Source organism: Streptomyces sp. NPDC054932 (assembly GCF_053610205.1).
This window is the reverse complement of sequence record NZ_JBSGXU010000014.1, coordinates 47,623-65,585: the sequence shown is the minus strand read 5'-3', so window position 1 is coordinate 65,585 and position 17,963 is coordinate 47,623. Positions and strand designations below refer to the sequence as shown.

The following is a 17,963-nucleotide window of genomic DNA, read 5'->3' as shown; positions in this document are numbered from 1 at the left end:
TATGCCCTCGTGGTGAGGCGTGCTGCGCAGGCCACCGGCGGGGCCACCCTCCACCGGCCGGGTCACCCTCCGCGGGTGATGCGGGCGCCGGCGCCGGTCACCAACGCCGACTACCGAACCGGCGTGAGGAGACCTGTCACGGCCAAGCCCGGCCACGTTCCCCCGGAGTGCGCCACGCTCGCGGAGATCCTCGTCGAGCAGGCTTCAGCACGGCGCTGGTCGGGAAACGGCACCTGTGCGCCGAGGACGAGACGAACCTGGCCCACCAAGCGCAACCGGCCGGCCGGCCGGGGTTCGAACGCTTCCACGCCCGAGGGCGGCTACCACTTCGGTGTCGACATCACCGACAAGGCGCTCGAGTTCATCGGCGACGTGAAGGCGATCGCTCCGGAACGCCCGGTGCTCCTCCGGCCGTCGACGTCAGCGGCACGGCGTTCACCGGCCTCGAACGCGAGGCCGCCGCCGTGCTCTCGCGCGAGTGACGGGACCGTCCGGCCAGGACGGTCAGCCCGAGACGGCCTCGGCCCAGCCGCGGTTGACGGTCTCCTTCGCCTTCTCCGTCTGCGCCTCGGTCGGGAACGTCGGCGTGCCCTCGACCGTCGGCAGCCTCTCCGCGGCGGCCTTGTCGAGGGTGCCGTCCTCCTCCATCGCCTCCATGAGGACGGGGCGGGCGAAGGCGGCGAGCCGGAGGTTCTGGCCCTCCGGGCTGAAGAGGTACTCCTGCCACAGGCGCGCCGCCGCGGGGTGCGGGGCGTTCTTGTTGATCCCGTTCGCGTAGTACTCGGCGAAACTGCCGTCGAAGGGGATGGCGGTGCGCCAGTCGACGTCCGCACCCTTCGCGCGGAATCCCTCGGCGTATTCGAGGTTGAGGAAGTCCCAGTCGATGCTGATGGGCGTCTGACCGCTCTCGATCGTGGCCGGTGAGGATTCGACCGGGATGAAGTTGCCGCTCTCGCTGAGCTCGGCGAAGAAGTCGAGACCGGGCTGGATGTTGCCGAAGGACCCCCCGTTCGCCAGGGCCGCCGCATAGACGCCGGCGAAGGCGGAGCCGGACTTGGTGGGGTTGCCGTTGAGGGTGATCTGGCCCTTGTACTCGGGCTTGCGCAGATCGGCGAAGGTCGAGGGGCAGGTCTTGACGCGCTTGGCGTCACAGCCGATGGAGATGTAGCCGCCGTAGTTGTTGTACCAGCGGGCCTTCGGGTCCTTCTGTTCCTCGGGGATCTTGTCGTACGGGACGACCTCGTACGGAGTGAGCAGGCCCTGCCGGGCCGCGGACTGCGCGAACGAGCCCCCCACGTCGATCGTGTCGGGGGCGCGGTCCTCACCCCGCTGCTCCTTCAGGGCGTCGATCTCGTCCTGGCTGGTGCCGTCCGGGTTCTCCACCCTGACCTCGATCCCGTACTTCTTCTCGAAGCCGTCGATCAGTGCGCCGTAGTTGGCCCAGTCCCGGGGGAGCGCGATCGTGTTGAGCACGCCCTCCTTCTTCGCCGCTGCGGTCAGCGCTGCCATACCGCCGGCGTCCGCAGCGGAGGTGGCCACGGCGGGAGCCCGGGGTGGGGCGGGGGGCTCGTCCCCGCAGGCACCGAGGGGCCCCGCCGCGAGGGCCAGGCAGACGGCGGCGGAGGCTGTCCGGACACGGGGTGCGGGCACAAAGGCTCCATAACGGGCTGTCGCGTACCTTTCGGGGTCAGCGTACGTTCGGCGGCCCCGGTGACGAAGCCCCGGCCGGTGGTGTCCGCCGTCTTGCCCGCGGCTGCCGTACCGGCGCCCTCTCAGAACGCCTCGTCGTCCCACTGGTCCAGGAGCGCCTCGGCCGGAACGGCCGCCTGGTGGAGCGCCTGCTCGCTCCAGATGATCTTTCCACGGGCCGTGTACCGGGTGCCCCAGCGCTCGGCGAACTGCGCGACGAGGAACAGGCCGCGGCCGCCCTCGTCCGTGTCCTTGGCCCGGCGCAGGTGCGGCGAGGTGCTGGACCCGTCGGAGACCTCGCAGATCAGGCTGCGGTCGTACATGAGCCTCACCCGGATGGGCTCGGAACCGTAGCGGATGGCGTTGGTCATCAGCTCGCTGAGGATGAGTTCCGTGGTGAAGGAGAGGTCTTCCAGGCCCCAGTCGGCCAGTCGGCGGGCGCAGGCGTTGCGCACGGGGGACACCGCCGCCGGATCCGGGGACACCTCCCACTCGGCGATCCGCTCGGGGTCCAGCAGGCGGGTCCGGGCCACCAGCAGCGCGACGTCGTCGACGGGCCGACTGGTCAGCATCGCGTCGATCACCGCGGTGCAGGTCTCCTCCGGGGTGCGGGCGGGCCCGGCCAGGGCGGCGCGCAGCGCCGCCGTGCCCGCGTCCGGATCGCGGCCGCGGCTCTCGAGCAGCCCGTCGGTGAAGAGCGCCAGCAGCGAACCCTCGGGCAGGGTGAGTTCCATGGTCTCCACGGGCATGCCCGCGCCCAGGCCCAGCGGCGGGGAGACCGGCACGTCGGGGAAGGACACGGTGCCGTCGGGAAGCACCAGAGCGGGGCCCGGATGGCCGGCGGTGGCGGCCGTCACCCGCCCCGAGACGGGATCGTAGATGGCGAACAGACAGGTGGCCCCGGTGATCCCCTGCCACTCCTGCTCGTCGGCGTCGATGTGGGCGACCAGCTCGTCCAAGTGGCTCAGGAGCTCGTCCGGGGGCAGGTCGAGGGTGGAGAAGTTGTACACGGCCGTGCGCAGGCGGCCCATCGTCGCGGCGGCGTGCAGTCCGTGGCCGACGACGTCGCCGACCACCAGGGCCACCCGGGCACCGGGCAGCGGGATGGCGTCGAACCAGTCGCCGCCTACCCCGGCCTGGGCGGACAGGTAGCGGTGCGCGACCTCGACGGCGGACTGCTCCGGTACGCCCCGGGGCAGCAGGCTGCGCTGCAGGGTGACGGCCATGGCGTGCTCGCGGGTGTAGCGGCGGGCATTGTCGACGGCCACGGCCGCCCGGGCGGTCAGCTCCTCTGCGAACGACACGTCCTCCTCGTCGAACGGCGGGGAGTCCTGCCCCCGCCAGTAGCCCGCCATCCCCAGCACCACGCCCCTGGCCTGCAGGGGAACGGCGATCAGGGAGTGGAGGCCGCGGTCCAGGATCTCCAGGGCATGGTCCTCGTTCTCGTCCCGCCAGCGGTGGGTGGCCCGCAGGTCCGCCTCCAGCACCCCACGGCCGCTGGCCAGCCCGGCGGCCATGGGACCGGTGGGAGCGAACCGGATCAGATCGCCGACGGGGGAGAGCGGGTTGTCCCCCTCGAGACCGACGACGGCGGTGCGGCGCATCTCGGTGCGCACTTCGGGCGGCTCCTCGCCCTGCAGCACCGGGTCCAGCAGGTCGACCGTGACCACGTCGGCGAACCGCGGGACCGCTGCCTGCGCCAGTTCCTCGGCGGTGCGCTCCACGTCCAGCGACGTTCCGACCCGAACCCCGGCGTCGTAGAGCAACTTCAGCCGCTCGCGGGCCACCTCGGCCCTGCCGGAGAGCGCCCGCAGCTCGGTGGTGTCCCGCAGCGTGACCACGGTCCCGGCCTGCCCGTAGGGGGCGGTGGGCCGGATGTTCAGCGCCAGCAGCCGATCGGCCGCCATGTGCAGCTCGTCGGTCGCGGAACGGCCCCTTGCGATCGGCTCGGCGATCCCCTCCTCCAGGCCCAGGTCCGTGACGAGGCGTCCCTCCGCGTCCGCCGGCAGATCCAGCAGCCTCCGTGCCTCGTCGTTGGCCAGCAGCAACCGCCCGCCGTCGCCGACGATCAGCACGCCCTCCCGCACCGCGTGCAGCACCGCGTCGTGGTGCTCGTACATCCTCGTCATCTCGGCCGGTCCCAGACCGTGGGTCCGGCGCAGCAGCCGGCGGCTCACCAGGGCGGTTCCGCCCGCGGACAGGGCGAGCACCGCGGCCGCGCTGCCGAGGACGACCGCCAGCTGCCGGTTCACCATGCTCTGGACGTTCTGCACCGTGACCGGGGAGGCGACGACGGCGATGACGCGGCCCTTGTCGTCCTTGACGGGGACCACCGAGACCACGGACTGCCCGAGGGACCCTTCGAACGTCTCGGTGAAGGACTTGCCGGCCGCCGCTTTGGAGAAGGGGCCGACGACGCGCTTCTCGATCTGCCGCGGGTCGCTGTGGGTGATGGTGACCCCGTCGACCGTGTACGTGTTGATGCCGTCGACCCCGGCGATCTTCCGGGCCGCCTCCGCGCTCGGCTGCAGGACCGCGCTCGGATGCTCGCTGCGCAGGGCCGCGACGATTCCGGGCGACTCCGCGAACGTTCCGGCGGCGGCGAGCGTACGGTTGCGGGCGTCCAGCATGGCGGCGCTCCGGGCCTGCACCACGAGGGCCACCACGGCGGCGGTGACGAGGAGCACCACGACGGTCAGCTGCAGGAGGAACACCTCGCCGGCCACGCTGCGCGCGCTGAGCAGGGAGGACAGGCGCTGCGGACGCCGCGGCCGCCCTCCCCCCGGGGGCTTGGCGTGCTCCTGTTGTTCCAGATGTTCCTGGCGGTGTCCTGAGCGCTGACGCCGAGAGGTGGAGGAAGAGTTCATGGGTGAGCCCTGCAGCTGATGCCCGAGATGTCCCAGGGGGTCGCTCGCACTCCATTTTCCAACCTCTGTGCGCCGTCGGCAGCAGGGAGCGGATCGGCCGCCGAAATCCCCTGCGGGAGCCTGAGTGGCGGCCGCGCGTCCGGGGGAGGCAGGCTGGATGCATGAGAGCGCCCTTGCGCTCGCCCGCGGGAGCGGGAGCCGGCGGCCACCACCGGATCCTCTTCGCCCTCGCGGAGTGCGTGCCCTTCGCCATCGCCCTGCTGGTGCTCCTCATCGAGCTCACGCCCCTGCACGTCGTCTACACCGGCCCGATGCTGGTGGCGACACCCGCACTGGCGGCGGTGACGATGGGTCCCAGGGGCACGCTCGCGGCGGCGGGGGTGGCCGTCGGCGTCAGCGTGATCACCGCCACCCACAACCACGCCTGGGGCGGCCAGCAGGTCTACACGAACTTCCTCGCCCTGTTCCTGGTCACGGTGGCGAGCTTCATGACGAGCAGCGCCGCGCGCACGCGCCAGGAGGGCGAGCTCAACCAGGTCCAGCGGATCGCCACCGCCGCCCAGGACGTCCTGCTGCGGCCGGTGCCGGCCCGGCTGGGTTCCGTACGGGCGGCCAGCATGTACCTCGCGGCCGAGACGGGCGCGCAGATCGGCGGCGATCTGTACGACGTGGTGCAGACCCGCTACGGGGTCCGGATGATCGTCGGCGACGTCCGGGGCAAGGGCCTGCCGGCGGTACGGGCCGCCGCGGTCGTGCTGGGCGCGTTCCGGGAGGCCGTGCACTACGAGGACGACCTGGTGGAGGTCGTCAACCACTGCGGAGCGGCCCTGCACCGGGACGCCGTCGTCGCGGGCGCGGCCGAGGGCGAGGACGCCCTCCTGGAGGGGTTCGTCACCGCGCTCGTGGCCCAGATCCCCGACGGCCCGCACGTCGAGGTGATCAGCCGGGGCCATCCGCCGCCGCTGCTGCTGAGTCACGGCGCGGTCCGGCCCCTGATGCCCACCGCCTCCCTGCCGCCGCTCGGGCTCGAGGAATTCATCGGCGGCCCGCCCGGGCTGACGGACCGCTATCCGTTCGCGCCGGGGGACCGGCTGCTGCTGTACACCGACGGGGTCATCGAGGCGCGCGATCAGGACGGCACCTTCTTCGACCTGGCCGCGGCCGTGGCGGGCCTGGGCGACCGCACCCGGCAGGCCTTCCTGGAGGGGCTGCGCCAGGAGTTGCTCCACCACACGCAGCACCGTCTCGCGGACGACGTGGCGGTCGTGCTCGTGGACCGGCACGACGACGCGGGGGACGCGCCGGCCGGAGGCCCGGCGTAGGGTCCGTGGCCCGCCGCCGTGATCACATGCCGGCGGCCGGCCGCTGTTCGGAGCTGTGCGTGCGTGGTTCCGAGCGCACAGCGTGATCGTTCTGTACTCTGAGTGACGAATCTGAGTACGCTGCGTCACCAGGTGAACGAATCGCCGCCTCCCGGCAGCCCGGCCTCGGTGGGCGAAGGACGGCCTGCGCCCGCCGGCCCGCCGCCCGCGCCGTCCATGAGGACCCCGTCGCGGCGGAGGTACCGCAGGACCCGGCCCGACCCGAAGGCCGGGGTTTCGGCCGAACGAGCCCCTCTCCCCACTGAACAACGGAGACTCACGGTGATCGAACGGATCTGGCTCCACCCACCTCTCGCCTTCGCCCGGCTGGGCCCGTCCCCCACCCCGTGCGACAACTACCACTACGGCCGGAGCGACCTGTCGCCCCGGGGCACGGGCAAGACCACCGTGGTGCCCGCGCCCACCTTCGAAGTCGCCGACGACGGCACCCTGACCGAGCGGCAGCCCGAAGCCGGAGAACGGGTCCGGTTCAAGGACGTCAACGGCTTCCGGCCCATCTGTCCCTTCTTCGAGCTGCACGGCACCTGGACCGCGGCCGACGGACGGCGCCACACCGACGAGCCGATCACCCTCGCCGTCCTCGCCGAATGCGGCATCGCACTGGCCGACGTGAAGTGGACCGTGAACGTCGCCAACCTCAAGGCGCACCAGTGCACCGGCTCGACCGGCGACCGGATCGAGGCGTCCGTCGAGCTGCGGGGCGACGACCATCTGCGGCAGCCGCTGGAGGGGCGGTCGCCCGCGGGAGCCGACCGGCCCCTCGTGCCCCCGGGGGAGAGCCTGCCGCTCGGATCCGTCCAACTGCCCCGCCCGGCGGGCGGGTTTCCCGAACTGCGGCTGCGCTTCACTCCCGGCACGGGGGTGGTGTACGGCCCGACGAACCTCCTCGACCGCACCAGCCGGTACCTCCTGCCCGAAGAGCGGCTGTTCCTGGCGCCGGACGCGGCCTGGTGCGAGTTCACCCTCTCCGGAGCCACCGACGCACGGACGTTCCCCGGGGGGCTCTTCGCCGGATCGACGGCCCAGGACGGCGGAGTCAGTCTCGGTCTGGTCGACGACGTGTGCGACGGCCTCGTCTCGGTCACCCTCGCCGGCCTGACCGCCCGCGCGCGGATCGTCGTCACCCCACCGGACTTCGCACCCGACCGCCGGCCCTTCACCTCCCTGGCCGACGGGCTGGCCGACCGGGTCCAGCGGGAGGAGGTGAGCGACCCCGCGTACATCGCCGAACACCGCGACCTGACGGCGCTGGAAGTGCGCGACCTGTTCGAAAGGGTTCTGGAGGCCATGGACGCGGTCAACGTGGACGCCCAGAACAACCGCGCGACCCGGGAGAACGTGCGCAACGCCCAGGCACAGGGCCTGCCCGAGGACGAGGCACGGGCCCGGACCTTCGGCCAGCCGGACCCCCTGCCGGGCGTGACGCTCCCCCTCACCGAGCGCGGCCGCCGGCGGCACCGCCGCTTCGTGGCGCTGGAGTACCTGGAGGACCTGTTCCGGGAACGGCCCGATCTCTTCCGGCAGATCATCAGGACCCCCGTGGAGGAACAGCGGTGGCACGACCGTCGCATGCCCGTCGCGGTGCGCGGCTCCGACGCCTACCCCATGCACCTCACACGCCGTCAGTACGACCTGCTGGCGGGCTGGGTCGGTTCGCTGCGGGAGAACGTGGAGGAGGGCACATGAGCGTGCTGTTGCAGATCGGGCGCCGCCCGCCGGATCCGGAGCCCGGCCCGGGACCGGGACGTGATGCGCAGCCGCCGTCAGGGCCGCGCGGCCTGGGCGCCGAGACCCGGGTCTTCCGCAGCGCCCACGGCACCCACCTGTTCCTCGCCGACGGCAGCCGCGTCTACGACCTGCCCGAGGCCACCGCCGCCCGCCTGGAGCGCTGGACGGCCACGGAACACACCGCCGCGGAGGACACCGCCCTCGCCGCCGACCTGGGTCTTCCCCTGTGGGGCGCCGCCCCCGGACTGCCCGCCCCGCGCATCGACGGCACCCCGGCCGACGTACCGCCCCTGTCCTCGCTGTCGCTCAACGTGATGCAGGCATGCAACCTCAGCTGCGGTCACTGCTACGCCGACGAGGGCCGATTCGGCGGCTCCGCCCGGGCCATGCCCCGCGAGACGGCCTTCGCCGCCGTGGACCGCCTGCTCGCGGAGGCCGCACCCGGAGCCGGGGTCGTGGTCGGCTTCATGGGCGGCGAACCCCTGCTCGCCCGGGACCTGATCCACGAGGTGGTCCGGTACGCCGTCCGGGCCGGCGAGGACAGCGGACACGCGGTCCGCTTCGCCCTCACCACCAACCTGACCACCGTCCGGCCCGAGGACGCCGAACTCTTCGCCGCCCACCCCTTCACCGTGGCCGTCAGCCTGGACGGCGACCGCGCCGGGCACGATGCACTGCGCCGCGCACCGGGCGGCACCAGCGCCTACGACCGGCTCCGGGCCGGACTGGCCGTGCTGGCCCGGCACGGACGGCCCCGGCACCTGTCGGCCCGGGTCAGCGTGACGCCGTACACCGGGCGGCTGCTGGACATCCTGGAGCACGGGATCGGCCTGGGCTTCGACGAAGTGGGCTTCGCGGCGGTGGTGAGCGCGCCGGACCCGGCGTACGAGATCGGCACCGCGGCCTTCGCCGGCTTCCTCGACGGGATGGTCGAGTGCGGGGAGAAGGCCCTGCGCGAGCTGTCGGCCGGCCGCCCCTACCCGTTCGGGAACTTCCAGACCGCGATGTACGAACTCCACACGGGCGGGCACCGCCCCTACCCGTGCGGCGCCGGCGCCGGCTACCTCAGCGCCTCCGCCGAAGGCGGCCTCTACGCCTGCCACCGCCTGGTCGACGACCCGGCCTTCGCCATGGGCTCGCTGGCCGACGGACCCGACCGGGCCGCCCGGGAGAGCCACCTGGCCGCCCGGCACGTGGACCGGGCCGAGCCGTGCCGGTCCTGCTGGGCGCGCTACCTCTGCGGCGGCGGCTGCTACCACGAGGTCAGCCGGCGCGGCCGGCCCGGCTGCGACTACATCCGCGGCTGGCTCGCCTTCTGCCTGCGCGCCTACGTCGAACTCGCGCAGGCGGCACCGGAGTTCTTCACGCTACCGCCCGCGTCCGACCTGCCGAGCGACCCGGCCGCCCTCGCCCGCTGACCTGAAGGAGCCGACCATGAACCGACCGACCCCCGGGAAAGCCGGCCTCACCACGCCCGCGGGCAAGATCTTCCCCCGCAACCTCACCGCCCGCGCGGCGCACGCCGTGGCCGGCAACCCGTCCGGCTCCCGCCCCGAGAGCGGTGTCGACAACTGCTTCCCCGGGCTGGAGTTCGACCAGCGCAACCTCGACAAGGCGTTCTTCCGCGGGCTCGTCTTCGACTTCCACCACGACACCGGATCCCGGCTGCTCGCCGTCAAGGGCGGAATCGCCGAGGAGCACGGCATCTCCGACGCCGACCTGGGGGACAGCACGGGGGACGACGAACAGCGGGTGCACCTGTGGGCCGTGTGCGGGCGCACCACCGTGGACCAGGAGGAGAACGAGGCGCCCGTCTTCCACGCGTCCGACCGGGACGGCCCGGAGATGTGGCGCCACGTGCACGACCTGCTGCCCGGGCCGATCTCGATCGTCATCGGCCGGGGCTCCGGCATCCGCTCGCCCGGCGCCTTCTGGGTGCCCGGAGGCCTCAACAAATGGCGGACGCAGGGCCGGAGCGCCGTGGAGCGCGACGACGCCGGGGTGCTGGAGGTGGCCATCCTGACCGCCGAGCGGGCCGACTACCTGGACGAGGACGGCGTCATCGAACCGGAGGTGTACCAGCCCGGCGAACTGACCCGCAGCCTGTGCGCCCCCTGGCAGTACGACTTCCGCGAGTGCGGCTGCTACTACTGGGCCGCCTCCAAACCCGACATCTCCGCCACCTCCGGCGGCGAATACCGCAACCTCAACTTCCAGCGCCGCGACCGCACCACCGTGCCGCCCGCCCCGGACCTGACCACCATCGTCGATCGTGGTCCCCTCGAACTCGACCACCCCGAACTGATCATGAACTGGAACGTGCTGCCCGTCGTCCTCAACGGACGGGAGGACGACGCCCTGGGGGTGCCGGCCCCGCTGCACCTCGACAAGATGTGCCGGCAGGACGTTCTCGACGAGATCACCCGTCTCGCCACCGTCGAGCACGCCCTCTGCCTGGAGTACCTCTACGCCCACTACTCGCTGAACGCCCCGATGACCCTGCCCGAGGGCACGCCCGAGGACGTTCCGGCCCGGCGCGTCTTCGCGGCCGCGCAGGAGATCTTCGCGGTGGCCGAGGACGAGATGCGCCACCTGCGGTGGGTCAACGAGATCCTCGGTGTACTCGGCCTCCCGCTCCAACTGGACCGGCCCGCAGACGACTTCATCATCCAGCGCCAGACGGGCACCCGATTCAAGCTGGAGCGCCTCACGCCCCGGCAGCTGAAGTGGTTCATCGCCGTCGAGAAGCCGAGCGCCCAGATCGACCCGGACGGCATCGACGGGATGTACGTACGGCTGCACCACACCATCGTGAACCATCCGGACGAATTCCCCCAGGCCGAACGGCTGGCCCACCTGATCAAGCTCATCATCGACGAGGGCGACGACCACTACCACCGGTTCACGGCGATCCAGGGCCACCTGGCCGGCCTCGCCCCGGACAGCTACCTGCGCCGCCTGGATCCCCCGAACGACCCGCTGGACCTGGAGCTGCTCCGCCTCGCGGACCTCAACTACGCCATGGTGCTGGGGGCGCTGCGCACCACACTGCAGGCGGGCGACAGTGCGGGCGGACTGCTGAGGGCGCAAGCGGTGCGGTCCATGCAGAACCTGCACGAACTCAACCACCGGCTCGCCGCGCGCGGAGTGGCACCCCGGTTCGGCGCGCCTTCCCCGGCGCTCTCGAACGGGCAGGCGCCCCGGGCCGCGGCGCGGGCCGTCAACGAGGTGGTGCGGTCGATCCGCGCACTGTCGGACGGCGATCTCCGAGACCTGCTGGACCGTCAAGAGGAGGGGGCGCGCGCCCTGGTCGCGGCGTGCAGTCTGCAGTGACGCCCCCGGCATCCCCGGTATTCCCGCCATCCCCGGTGTCCCGGGCGGCGATCGCCGGGCCCGACGCCTCCCGGGCCGTCGAGATCGACGGCTCGGGGCTCGCCGAACTGACCTGCGCCCGGTTGCTGCTCGCCCGTGGCCACCGGGTTCGTCTCCGGTCGCCCGGGCCGGCGGCGGGCCCCCGCCCCCTGCTGCTCAACGAACCCACGCTCGACCTGCTGCACTCCCTGTGGGGTCGCGAGCCGCTGGCGGACTGCCATCGCCTGACACACCGCCAGGTGTGCTGGGGGCCCGGCGCGTCCGGACAACGCCTGCCCCAGGCCGCCACCGTCGTCGACGGCGCCCGCCTCGCCGAATGCCTGCTGACCCGCCTCGTCGCCCGGCACCCCGACGTCCTCACCGGGGCCGGGACACCCGGCCCACCGCAGTGGACCGTCACGGCCGCCGGATCCTCCGGTCACCGGACGGCCGGGCGGCGCCACCTCCTGGCCGGAGAGGCCCCGCTGGCTGCGGGCACGGACGAGACCACCGCCCGGCTCGTCTGCACCGAACGTGCATGGTTGCACCTCACCCCGCTGGGCGGCGGGCGCGCCCTGCTCCAGGCCATGATCCCCGGCCCGGCCGCCCGGCCGACGGAACTGCTGGAGAGGCTGCTCGCGGACTCGGCCCTGGCCCCCACCCTGCGGCACGCCCCCCGGACCGCCGTCGCCCTGCCCGCCGGTCCGCGCCTGCACCCCACCCCGGTGGTGCCCGGCCGGATCCTGGTGGGCGCCGGCGCCATCCGCTACGACCCGCTCAGCGGCACCGGCACGGCCCAGGCCCTGCGCACCGCCATCCTCGCCGCCGCAACCCTCCACGCCCTGCTCACCGGAGCACCGCAGGAACCCCTCCGCACCCACTACACGACCCGTCTGCGCAGGGCCTTCCACGCCCACCTCGCCACCTGTGCCCAGCTCTATCCGCAGGCTTTCACCTCCCCCTCATGGCAGTACGAGATCAACGCCTGCAGACGATGGGCGCCCCTGCCCGGAGGGCGGCAGTCGACTACGGTCATGTGACGACGGGACAGACAACCGAGCCGGGGAGGCTGCCGTGCCCGACGACATCACGCGCTGGATATCCGCGAACGCGCTGCCCCTCAGCGACCTCTCCCCAGGTGGAACATACGGCGACCTCCAGCCGCTGCGCGAGACGCTGAGGGACGTACGGATCGTGGGCCTGGGCGAATCCACGCACGGTACGCGGGAGTTCTTTCTGCTCAAGCACCGGCTGCTGGAGTTCCTCGTCCGCGAGATGGGATGCAGGGCGCTGGCGATGGAGGCCAGTCAATCGGCGGCGCTCGCCGTGGACGCCTACGTCGGCGGCGCCCCGGGAGATGCCGCGCAACTCGTCTCACGGCTGGACTTCTGGACCTGGCGGACCCAGGAGATCCGCGCCATGGTCGAGTGGATGCGGACCTACAACCGGAGCGTCCCGGCGGCCGAACGGGTGCGGTTCGTCGGTATCGACCCGCAGCGCTGCGCGGACTCGGCCGCCGCCGTAGGCGCGTTCCTGGACGAGGCCGCACCGGACCTCGCCGACTCCTCACGGGACGGCCTCGCCCTCCTCGCCACCTCCCGGCCCGGCTCGCGGGCGGACTCCGGACGTGGCCTGTACGAGGAGACCGCCGAGCTGGCCGCGCTCCTCGAGGAGCAGCGCGCGGACCTCGCCGCCCGTACGAGTCCCGCGGCGGTGGCGGGCGCGATCGGGCACGCCCGCATCCTGGTCCGCTGCGCCGACCTGATCACCCGGCCGCTGCGGATGGAACCCGGCGAGGAGAGCCTGTACGCCGTCCGGGACCGCTACATGGCCGACGCCGTCACCGCGCTGGTGGACGACACGGTCGGCCCGGTCGCCGTGTGGGCGCACAACGGCCACATCGCCAAGGGCACGTACGCCGCCGGGGTGCCGGCACTCGGCAGCCACCTCCGCCGCCGCCACGGGGAGGCCTACTACGCGCTGGGTCTGCTCTTCGGCAAGGGCCGGTTCCGGGCCCGCCGGGGGAACCCCACCACCGGACCGGCGGTCGGGCACCGGATCGGTGGCGGGGGCCGGTCGGTCGAGTCCCGGCTCGCGGCGGCCGTACGGGGCGACTACCTGATCGACCTGCGGGCCGGGGCCGCGAAGGCAGCACCCGCCGTGCAGGAATGGCTGCGCGGCCCCGGCCTCCAGCGCAGCTTCGGCGCCGCCGTTCCCCGCTTCACCTACCGCTTCCACCTCGCACCGCTCGTCCCCGCCGAGGAGTACGACGGGATCGCGTTCGTGGCCACCTCGTCCTGCTCCCGGCCCCTGGAGTGACTTCGCTCCGTCGCCCTCACTCCGCGCGTTCGGCGACGACCACCCGGAACCCCTGGTCGTAGTCGAAGAAGTCGGGTGGGTGACGCCCTCGGTAGGCGCAGCGCCCGTAGAGCTGCGGGTCGATCCAGGAGCTGCCCCGGACGACGCGACAGCCGTGGTCGTTCTCGTTCTCCCGCCCGTCGGCCGGATCGTACGGGTAGGGGCGGTGCAGCGTGTGCGTCCATTCCCACACGTTCCCGGCCATGTCCGCGCAGCCGAACGGCGATCGCGTCACCGCGTAGGTCCCGACCGGTGTCGGGCCGAGGACCTGTCCTTCCCGCGTGTTGGCGAACGGGGAGCCGCCCTTGCGGCCCCAGGGGTAGGCAGGCGAACCGAGTCCCTTCGCCGCGTGCTCCCATTCGGCCTCGGTCGCGAGCCGGACGGCGTGGTTCCGGGCCAGTCGGCCCGCCAGCTTCAGCTGCACGGTGAGCCAGGCGCAGTAGGCCATCGCCTCGTACCATGTCACGCCCACCACCGGGTGGTTGGGCCGGCCGTACCGCTCGTCCTCCCAGAAGGCCGGTCGGCTTCTCGACCTCCTCGCGTAGTACTCCTCCAGTTCCACGATCGCCCGCTCGTCCGACTCGGAGACCAGGGCGCGCCAGCCCGAGATCTCCTTGGACGCACCCGGTGTCTGCTGCCAGCGCGCCATGGTGCTGGGATCGGCTTTGAGGTGGCGGCGCAGATTGAGGAACTCCGCTTCTGGGCCGCCTCCGGGGTTCTCGCCCCGCAGCCAGGCGCGGCCCGCCTCCGTCCAGCAGCCGGCCTTCCGGTAGCCGTCGTCCTCCACGAAGAGGCGGTACTCGCCGTTCGTCACCGGGTGGACGCCGATGCGGTAGGCCACCAGGCGGACGGGGTGCCGAGGCTCCTCCTCCTTTCCGAAACCGTGCCCCTCGCGCGAGAGCTGCCGGGACACCCGCGCGGTGCTGCCGATCCGGGTCTTGGCGCCGGGGACTTCGGTGAGGGGGCCGAGACACACGGGGCGGTCGTCGACCGCCAGTTGTTCGAACCGCCCGTCGCCCAGGTCTCCGAGTGCGTTCCCTGCCGCGATCCTGGCTCTGAGGTGCACGGCGGGATCGGTCATCTCCCGCTGCAGGTCCGCCGCCAGCAGCGAGCGCAATGACTCCGTGGTCGTGATGCCCGCCTCCAGTACGCACCGGGCGGCCAGGACCGGATTGACCCGGCGGACCGACTCGATGAACGCGGCGTGGTCCTCCGCCAGACCGGCCGCGAGGACGGTCGTCTCCTCCCACCCGCTCGACGGTGGGGGAGGCAGGGGCTCACTCGGTCCGAGTGTCCCGGCGTCCGGCATGTCCACGGCCAGGCGGGGGGCGGCCACCTGTGGCCGCAAGTCCTGGCCCGACCGCCAACGGCGCAGCATCTCCCGCGCGGCCATCGCCTCCTGGAGCAGGTGATGGTAGAAGAAGATCTCCTCCTCGCCCTCGGCTCCGGCATGGGATTCGAGGAGACTCGTCGCCAGACCGAGTTGGATTATCACGTCGGTCGGCGTGTAGCCACTGTCCACGGGCGCGTCCACCTGGTGCCTGAGCATCCGTGTCATGGCCGAGTAGGAGAGCTTCGTCCCCTCACCGCTGGCCAGCATGGACCAGGCGAGCTGCGCCAGTGCCGTGAACAGCACCGTCTGGGGCGGCCAGTCGGTGTGGCCCTTGCTGGACTCCCGCCGGAACAGCACCTCGATGAAGTTGGTGAAGAGCAGGGCCCGATTGGTGGGCAGGTCTCCCTCGAACAGGTAGATCGCGGTGAGCATGGTGAGGAGGTACGGGTTCCGCGCCAGGCTGACCAGGTTGTCGCGCCCCGCCGCGATCCGCATCCAGAAGGACTCGGCGGACTCGTCGCCCAGGTACTGCTCCAGGAACAGCCGGATCCGGGCGTCGTCCAGGGGGTCGATCTCCACCTGCTGCACGCCCAGCGGTTCGGAGTAGTCGCGCCCGCGGCAGGAGAAGATGAACTGGTTCTCGGGCCACCGGTTGACGAAGTCCCGCCATGACCGGATCTTGCTCCGGAATTCCTGATCGCCGGTCCGCGGCATCTCGTTGAGGGAGTCGACCAGGAGGAGCAGTTCTCCGCGTGCCAGCAGGTCCCGCACGGACACGGAGTCGCCGAGCCGCTGCCGCGCCTGCTCGGCCACGAAGACGAAGGGGTCCGTGCAGTCGCGGTAGTCGGCCATGCTGACCAGCAGCGGCAGCCGGCCGGCCCCCGTGCGCAGACGTGTCTCGGCCGCCTCCAGGGCCAGCTTGCACAGCACGGTGGTCTTGCCCGCGCCCGGGTCCCCGAGGACGACGAAGGTGTGGTAGCGGCGGGCCACGGTGGAGATGTCGGGCACCCGCTCGCGGAAGACCCGCCGCTCCGCCCCCTCGCCGCGGGCGTGCAGGATGCTGAACTCCGGGTGCACCTCGAGAATTCCGGACGGGTCCTGTACGACCGTCAGGGTTCCGGAGAGCGGGACGAACTGGGTGACCCAGCGACGCAGCACCGGACTGACGATCAGGGACGCCAGGTAGGACGACTGGTCGCGGGCGACCATGGACGAGAGCGCCATGGCGGCTTCGAGCGACACCGTCGCCCGTGCGTCCTCGCCCGAGAGCGACATCGTGCGCCGGCCCTCGCCGTCCGCGAAACGGATCGAGGTTCCGGGCTGCTGGAGCATACGGACCATGCCCTCGAGGGCCTGCTCCAGCTGGGCCTGGGAGTAGCCCGACAGCACGACGATCTGGTCGCGCCCGATGAAGGTGCCGGAGCCCACGTCGCCATGGACCACGGCGCCGCCCTCGGTCGAGACGGACTCAGGCTCGGACATGGTCGCGCAATCCTCTGTGCGGAGACATATCGCTCGTTCCGTCAGGCCGCCGGGGCGGGGACTCGTTCCTGTAGGTGTGCCACCGTTCGGTGCCCCTGTAAAGGGCTGTGCTCAGCCCGAGCGCGATACGAAGTCGGTGCGTCCGCCGTCCACGGTCAGGGCCTGGGCGGTCACGAAGCTCGCCTCGTCGCTGGCGAGGAACAGGATGGCGCCGGCCACCTCGTCCGGTGTGCCGGCCCGTTCGAGGATCGTCCGGCCGACGATCCCGGACGTGGTCGTGCGCGTGCGGTCCCCGCTCATCATGTCGGTGGCGATCAGGCCGGGGCACACGGCGTTGACGGTGACCGTGGGACCGAGTTCGAGGGCCAGCCGCTTGGTCAGTGCGATGAGCGCCGCTTTGGTCAGGGAGTACGGCGTGTTGTCCGCCGTTGCCATCCCGAGTCCGGCCACAGAGGCGACGTTCACGATGCGGCCGTAGCCGTGACGACGCATCAGCCGGGCCGCAGCCTGTGCGCAATGGAGGGGGCCCTTGAGGTTCACCGACCAGAGGCCGTCCAGGACGGATCCGTCCATGGTCAGGCCCGCTCCGGGCTCCCAGAGGCCGGCATTGTTGACGAGGATGTCGAGCCTGCCGAACCGTTCCTCGACGGCGCCGAACATCACCGACACATCGGCCGGGCGCGCGACATCGGCCGCCACGACCGTCGCACTGCCCCCGGACCGCGCCACCTCCTCGGCGACTCGACGCGCGGCAGCCTCGTCCTGGACGTAGTTGACCACCACCTCGGCGCCCTCACGGGCGAACGCCAGCGCTGTTGCCCGGCCGATCCCCCGGGAGCCTCCGGTGACCAGAGCGACCTTTCCAGCCAGTCGGTGCACCACGGCTGCTCCTAGCTCTCGGGGTGCTCGGGCTTCATCCGTCGATCCGCCACTGATCGCCGCGGACGGTCAGGAATTCGTGGTCACGGACGAGAACGAACCTCGGACCCGCCGCGTACAGATCGGTCAGGGCAGTTTTGTACTCCTCGGCGAATTCCTCGTTGCCGTAGTGGACGAGCGGCACGAAGTCGACGAGCCCGAGCCCCTCGTACGAGTCGAGTTCCGGAGCCTCCTTCGGGTCGTCCATCATCTTGATGGGCTCGATGGTGGGGCCCAGCAGCACCGAGCCCGCGCTGGAACCGATATACGGCGTGCCGTCCTCGATGAACTCGCGGAGCATCGTGTCGAATCCGCTCCGGCGGGCCTCCTGCAGCAGGTAGAAGGTGTTGCCGCCACCGACGAAGATGACATCGGCCTGCTTGAGGGTCCGCCGGAGATCCTCCCGGGGAGTGGCTGCGATGTCCACGTCAGTGATGCGGAAGCCCAGACTCCTGAGCTTTTCACGGTCGTTCTCGGTGCCCTCCTTGTTCCTGGAGGGGTTGGAGGCCGTGGGGATGAAAGCCACCTTCAGCTCATGCGGGTCGCGGTCCATTTCGACCACGATCCGGTCCATTACCTCGCAGGCAATCGAAGTGAGGAACAAGGGCATTACGTGGTTTTCCCTCTCTCTTTGACAGGAAGCGAGCTGACGCTCCGTCGGACATGGATACTACGGCCACGAGTTTCGGCCCGAGAGGCATTGTCGCCCGTGCGGGTGGCTGCGACCGCGACTGTCCGCTCCGGGTCAGCTCTTTGGTGTACGCGTGGGGACCAGTCGCCACAATGAGGTCAACCAGCCATGCGCGGCAGTGATATGACTGATTGTCAGCACACTGCTTGTCAGTGACGTCGGAC

Annotated in this window: 11 protein-coding genes; 6 read left to right on the top strand and 5 right to left on the bottom strand. The window is 71.8% G+C overall.

What is annotated here, in order from left to right; all coding sequences use genetic code 11:
• Positions 1–504: 504 nt before the first annotated feature.
• Complete coding sequence (locus ACWGE1_RS06495; RefSeq protein ID WP_453419416.1) at positions 505–1,509, bottom strand: ABC transporter substrate-binding protein; 1,005 nt, start codon at positions 1,507–1,509, stop codon at positions 505–507.
• Between the two features lie 263 nt (positions 1,510–1,772).
• On the bottom strand, positions 1,773–4,556 hold the full coding sequence (locus ACWGE1_RS06490; protein ID WP_453419415.1) for a SpoIIE family protein phosphatase: 2,784 nt from the start codon (positions 4,554–4,556) through the stop codon (positions 1,773–1,775).
• Between the two features lie 161 nt (positions 4,557–4,717).
• Between ACWGE1_RS06490 and ACWGE1_RS06485 the strand changes: the two genes are divergently transcribed.
• The 6 genes from ACWGE1_RS06485 to ACWGE1_RS06460 all read left to right on the top strand — a co-directional run bounded on the left by ACWGE1_RS06485 (position 4,718) and on the right by ACWGE1_RS06460 (position 13,336).
• Positions 4,718–5,878 carry a PP2C family protein-serine/threonine phosphatase gene (locus ACWGE1_RS06485; protein ID WP_453419414.1) on the top strand — a complete coding sequence of 387 codons (1,161 nt, stop codon included), beginning with the start codon at positions 4,718–4,720 and terminating at the stop codon, positions 5,876–5,878.
• Between the two features lie 321 nt (positions 5,879–6,199).
• Positions 6,200–7,624, top strand: a complete 1,425-nt coding sequence (locus ACWGE1_RS06480; RefSeq protein ID WP_453419413.1) for a hypothetical protein — start codon at positions 6,200–6,202, stop codon at positions 7,622–7,624.
• Positions 7,621–9,084, top strand: a complete 1,464-nt coding sequence (locus tag ACWGE1_RS06475) for a radical SAM protein (RefSeq protein ID WP_453419412.1) — start codon at positions 7,621–7,623, stop codon at positions 9,082–9,084. Before ACWGE1_RS06480 ends, ACWGE1_RS06475 begins: the two co-directional genes overlap by 4 nt.
• A gap of 16 nt (positions 9,085–9,100) precedes the next feature.
• Positions 9,101–10,999 carry a ferritin-like domain-containing protein gene (locus tag ACWGE1_RS06470; RefSeq protein WP_453419411.1) on the top strand — a complete coding sequence of 633 codons (1,899 nt, stop codon included), beginning with the start codon at positions 9,101–9,103 and terminating at the stop codon, positions 10,997–10,999.
• Between the two features lie 35 nt (positions 11,000–11,034).
• The gene (locus ACWGE1_RS06465; protein WP_453419410.1) at positions 11,035–12,057 is read left to right on the top strand and encodes a hypothetical protein; all 1,023 of its coding nucleotides are present in this window, start codon (positions 11,035–11,037) and stop codon (positions 12,055–12,057) included.
• 34 nt (positions 12,058–12,091) lie between these two features.
• Positions 12,092–13,336, top strand: a complete 1,245-nt coding sequence (locus ACWGE1_RS06460) for an erythromycin esterase family protein (RefSeq protein ID WP_453419409.1) — start codon at positions 12,092–12,094, stop codon at positions 13,334–13,336.
• A 16-nt stretch (positions 13,337–13,352) separates the two neighbouring features.
• Here ACWGE1_RS06460 and ACWGE1_RS06455 read toward each other — a convergent pair whose 3' ends face one another.
• The 3 genes from ACWGE1_RS06455 to ACWGE1_RS06445 form a co-directional block, all read right to left on the bottom strand.
• A complete protein-coding gene (locus ACWGE1_RS06455) occupies positions 13,353–16,190 on the bottom strand; it encodes an SUMF1/EgtB/PvdO family nonheme iron enzyme (RefSeq protein ID WP_453419408.1) in 2,838 nt (945 codons plus the stop codon).
• A 111-nt stretch (positions 16,191–16,301) separates the two neighbouring features.
• Positions 16,302–17,072 (bottom strand): SDR family NAD(P)-dependent oxidoreductase, encoded by a 771-nt coding sequence (locus ACWGE1_RS06450; protein WP_453419407.1) that lies wholly within the window; start codon positions 17,070–17,072, stop codon positions 16,302–16,304.
• 31 nt (positions 17,073–17,103) lie between these two features.
• Entirely contained in the window at positions 17,104–17,661 is a 558-nt protein-coding gene (locus ACWGE1_RS06445) for a Type 1 glutamine amidotransferase-like domain-containing protein (RefSeq protein WP_453419438.1), read from the bottom strand.
• Between the last annotated feature and the right edge of the window lie 302 nt (positions 17,662–17,963).

Bases quoted from the DNA above. Each gene is read 5' to 3' on its own strand.
- ACWGE1_RS06475 (WP_453419412.1), top strand. From the start codon at position 7,621: ATGAGCGTGCTGTTGCAGATCGGGCGCCGCCCGCCGGATCCGGAGCCC.
- ACWGE1_RS06495 (WP_453419416.1), bottom strand. From the start codon at position 1,509: ATGGCAGCGCTGACCGCAGCGGCGAAGAAGGAGGGCGTGCTCAACACG.
- ACWGE1_RS06485 (WP_453419414.1), top strand. From the start codon at position 4,718: ATGAGAGCGCCCTTGCGCTCGCCCGCGGGAGCGGGAGCCGGCGGCCAC.
- ACWGE1_RS06445 (WP_453419438.1), bottom strand. From the start codon at position 17,661: ATGGACCGCGACCCGCATGAGCTGAAGGTGGCTTTCATCCCCACGGCC.
- ACWGE1_RS06490 (WP_453419415.1), bottom strand. From the start codon at position 4,556: ATGAACTCTTCCTCCACCTCTCGGCGTCAGCGCTCAGGACACCGCCAG.
- ACWGE1_RS06470 (WP_453419411.1), top strand. From the start codon at position 9,101: ATGAACCGACCGACCCCCGGGAAAGCCGGCCTCACCACGCCCGCGGGC.
- ACWGE1_RS06455 (WP_453419408.1), bottom strand. From the start codon at position 16,190: ATGTCCGAGCCTGAGTCCGTCTCGACCGAGGGCGGCGCCGTGGTCCAT.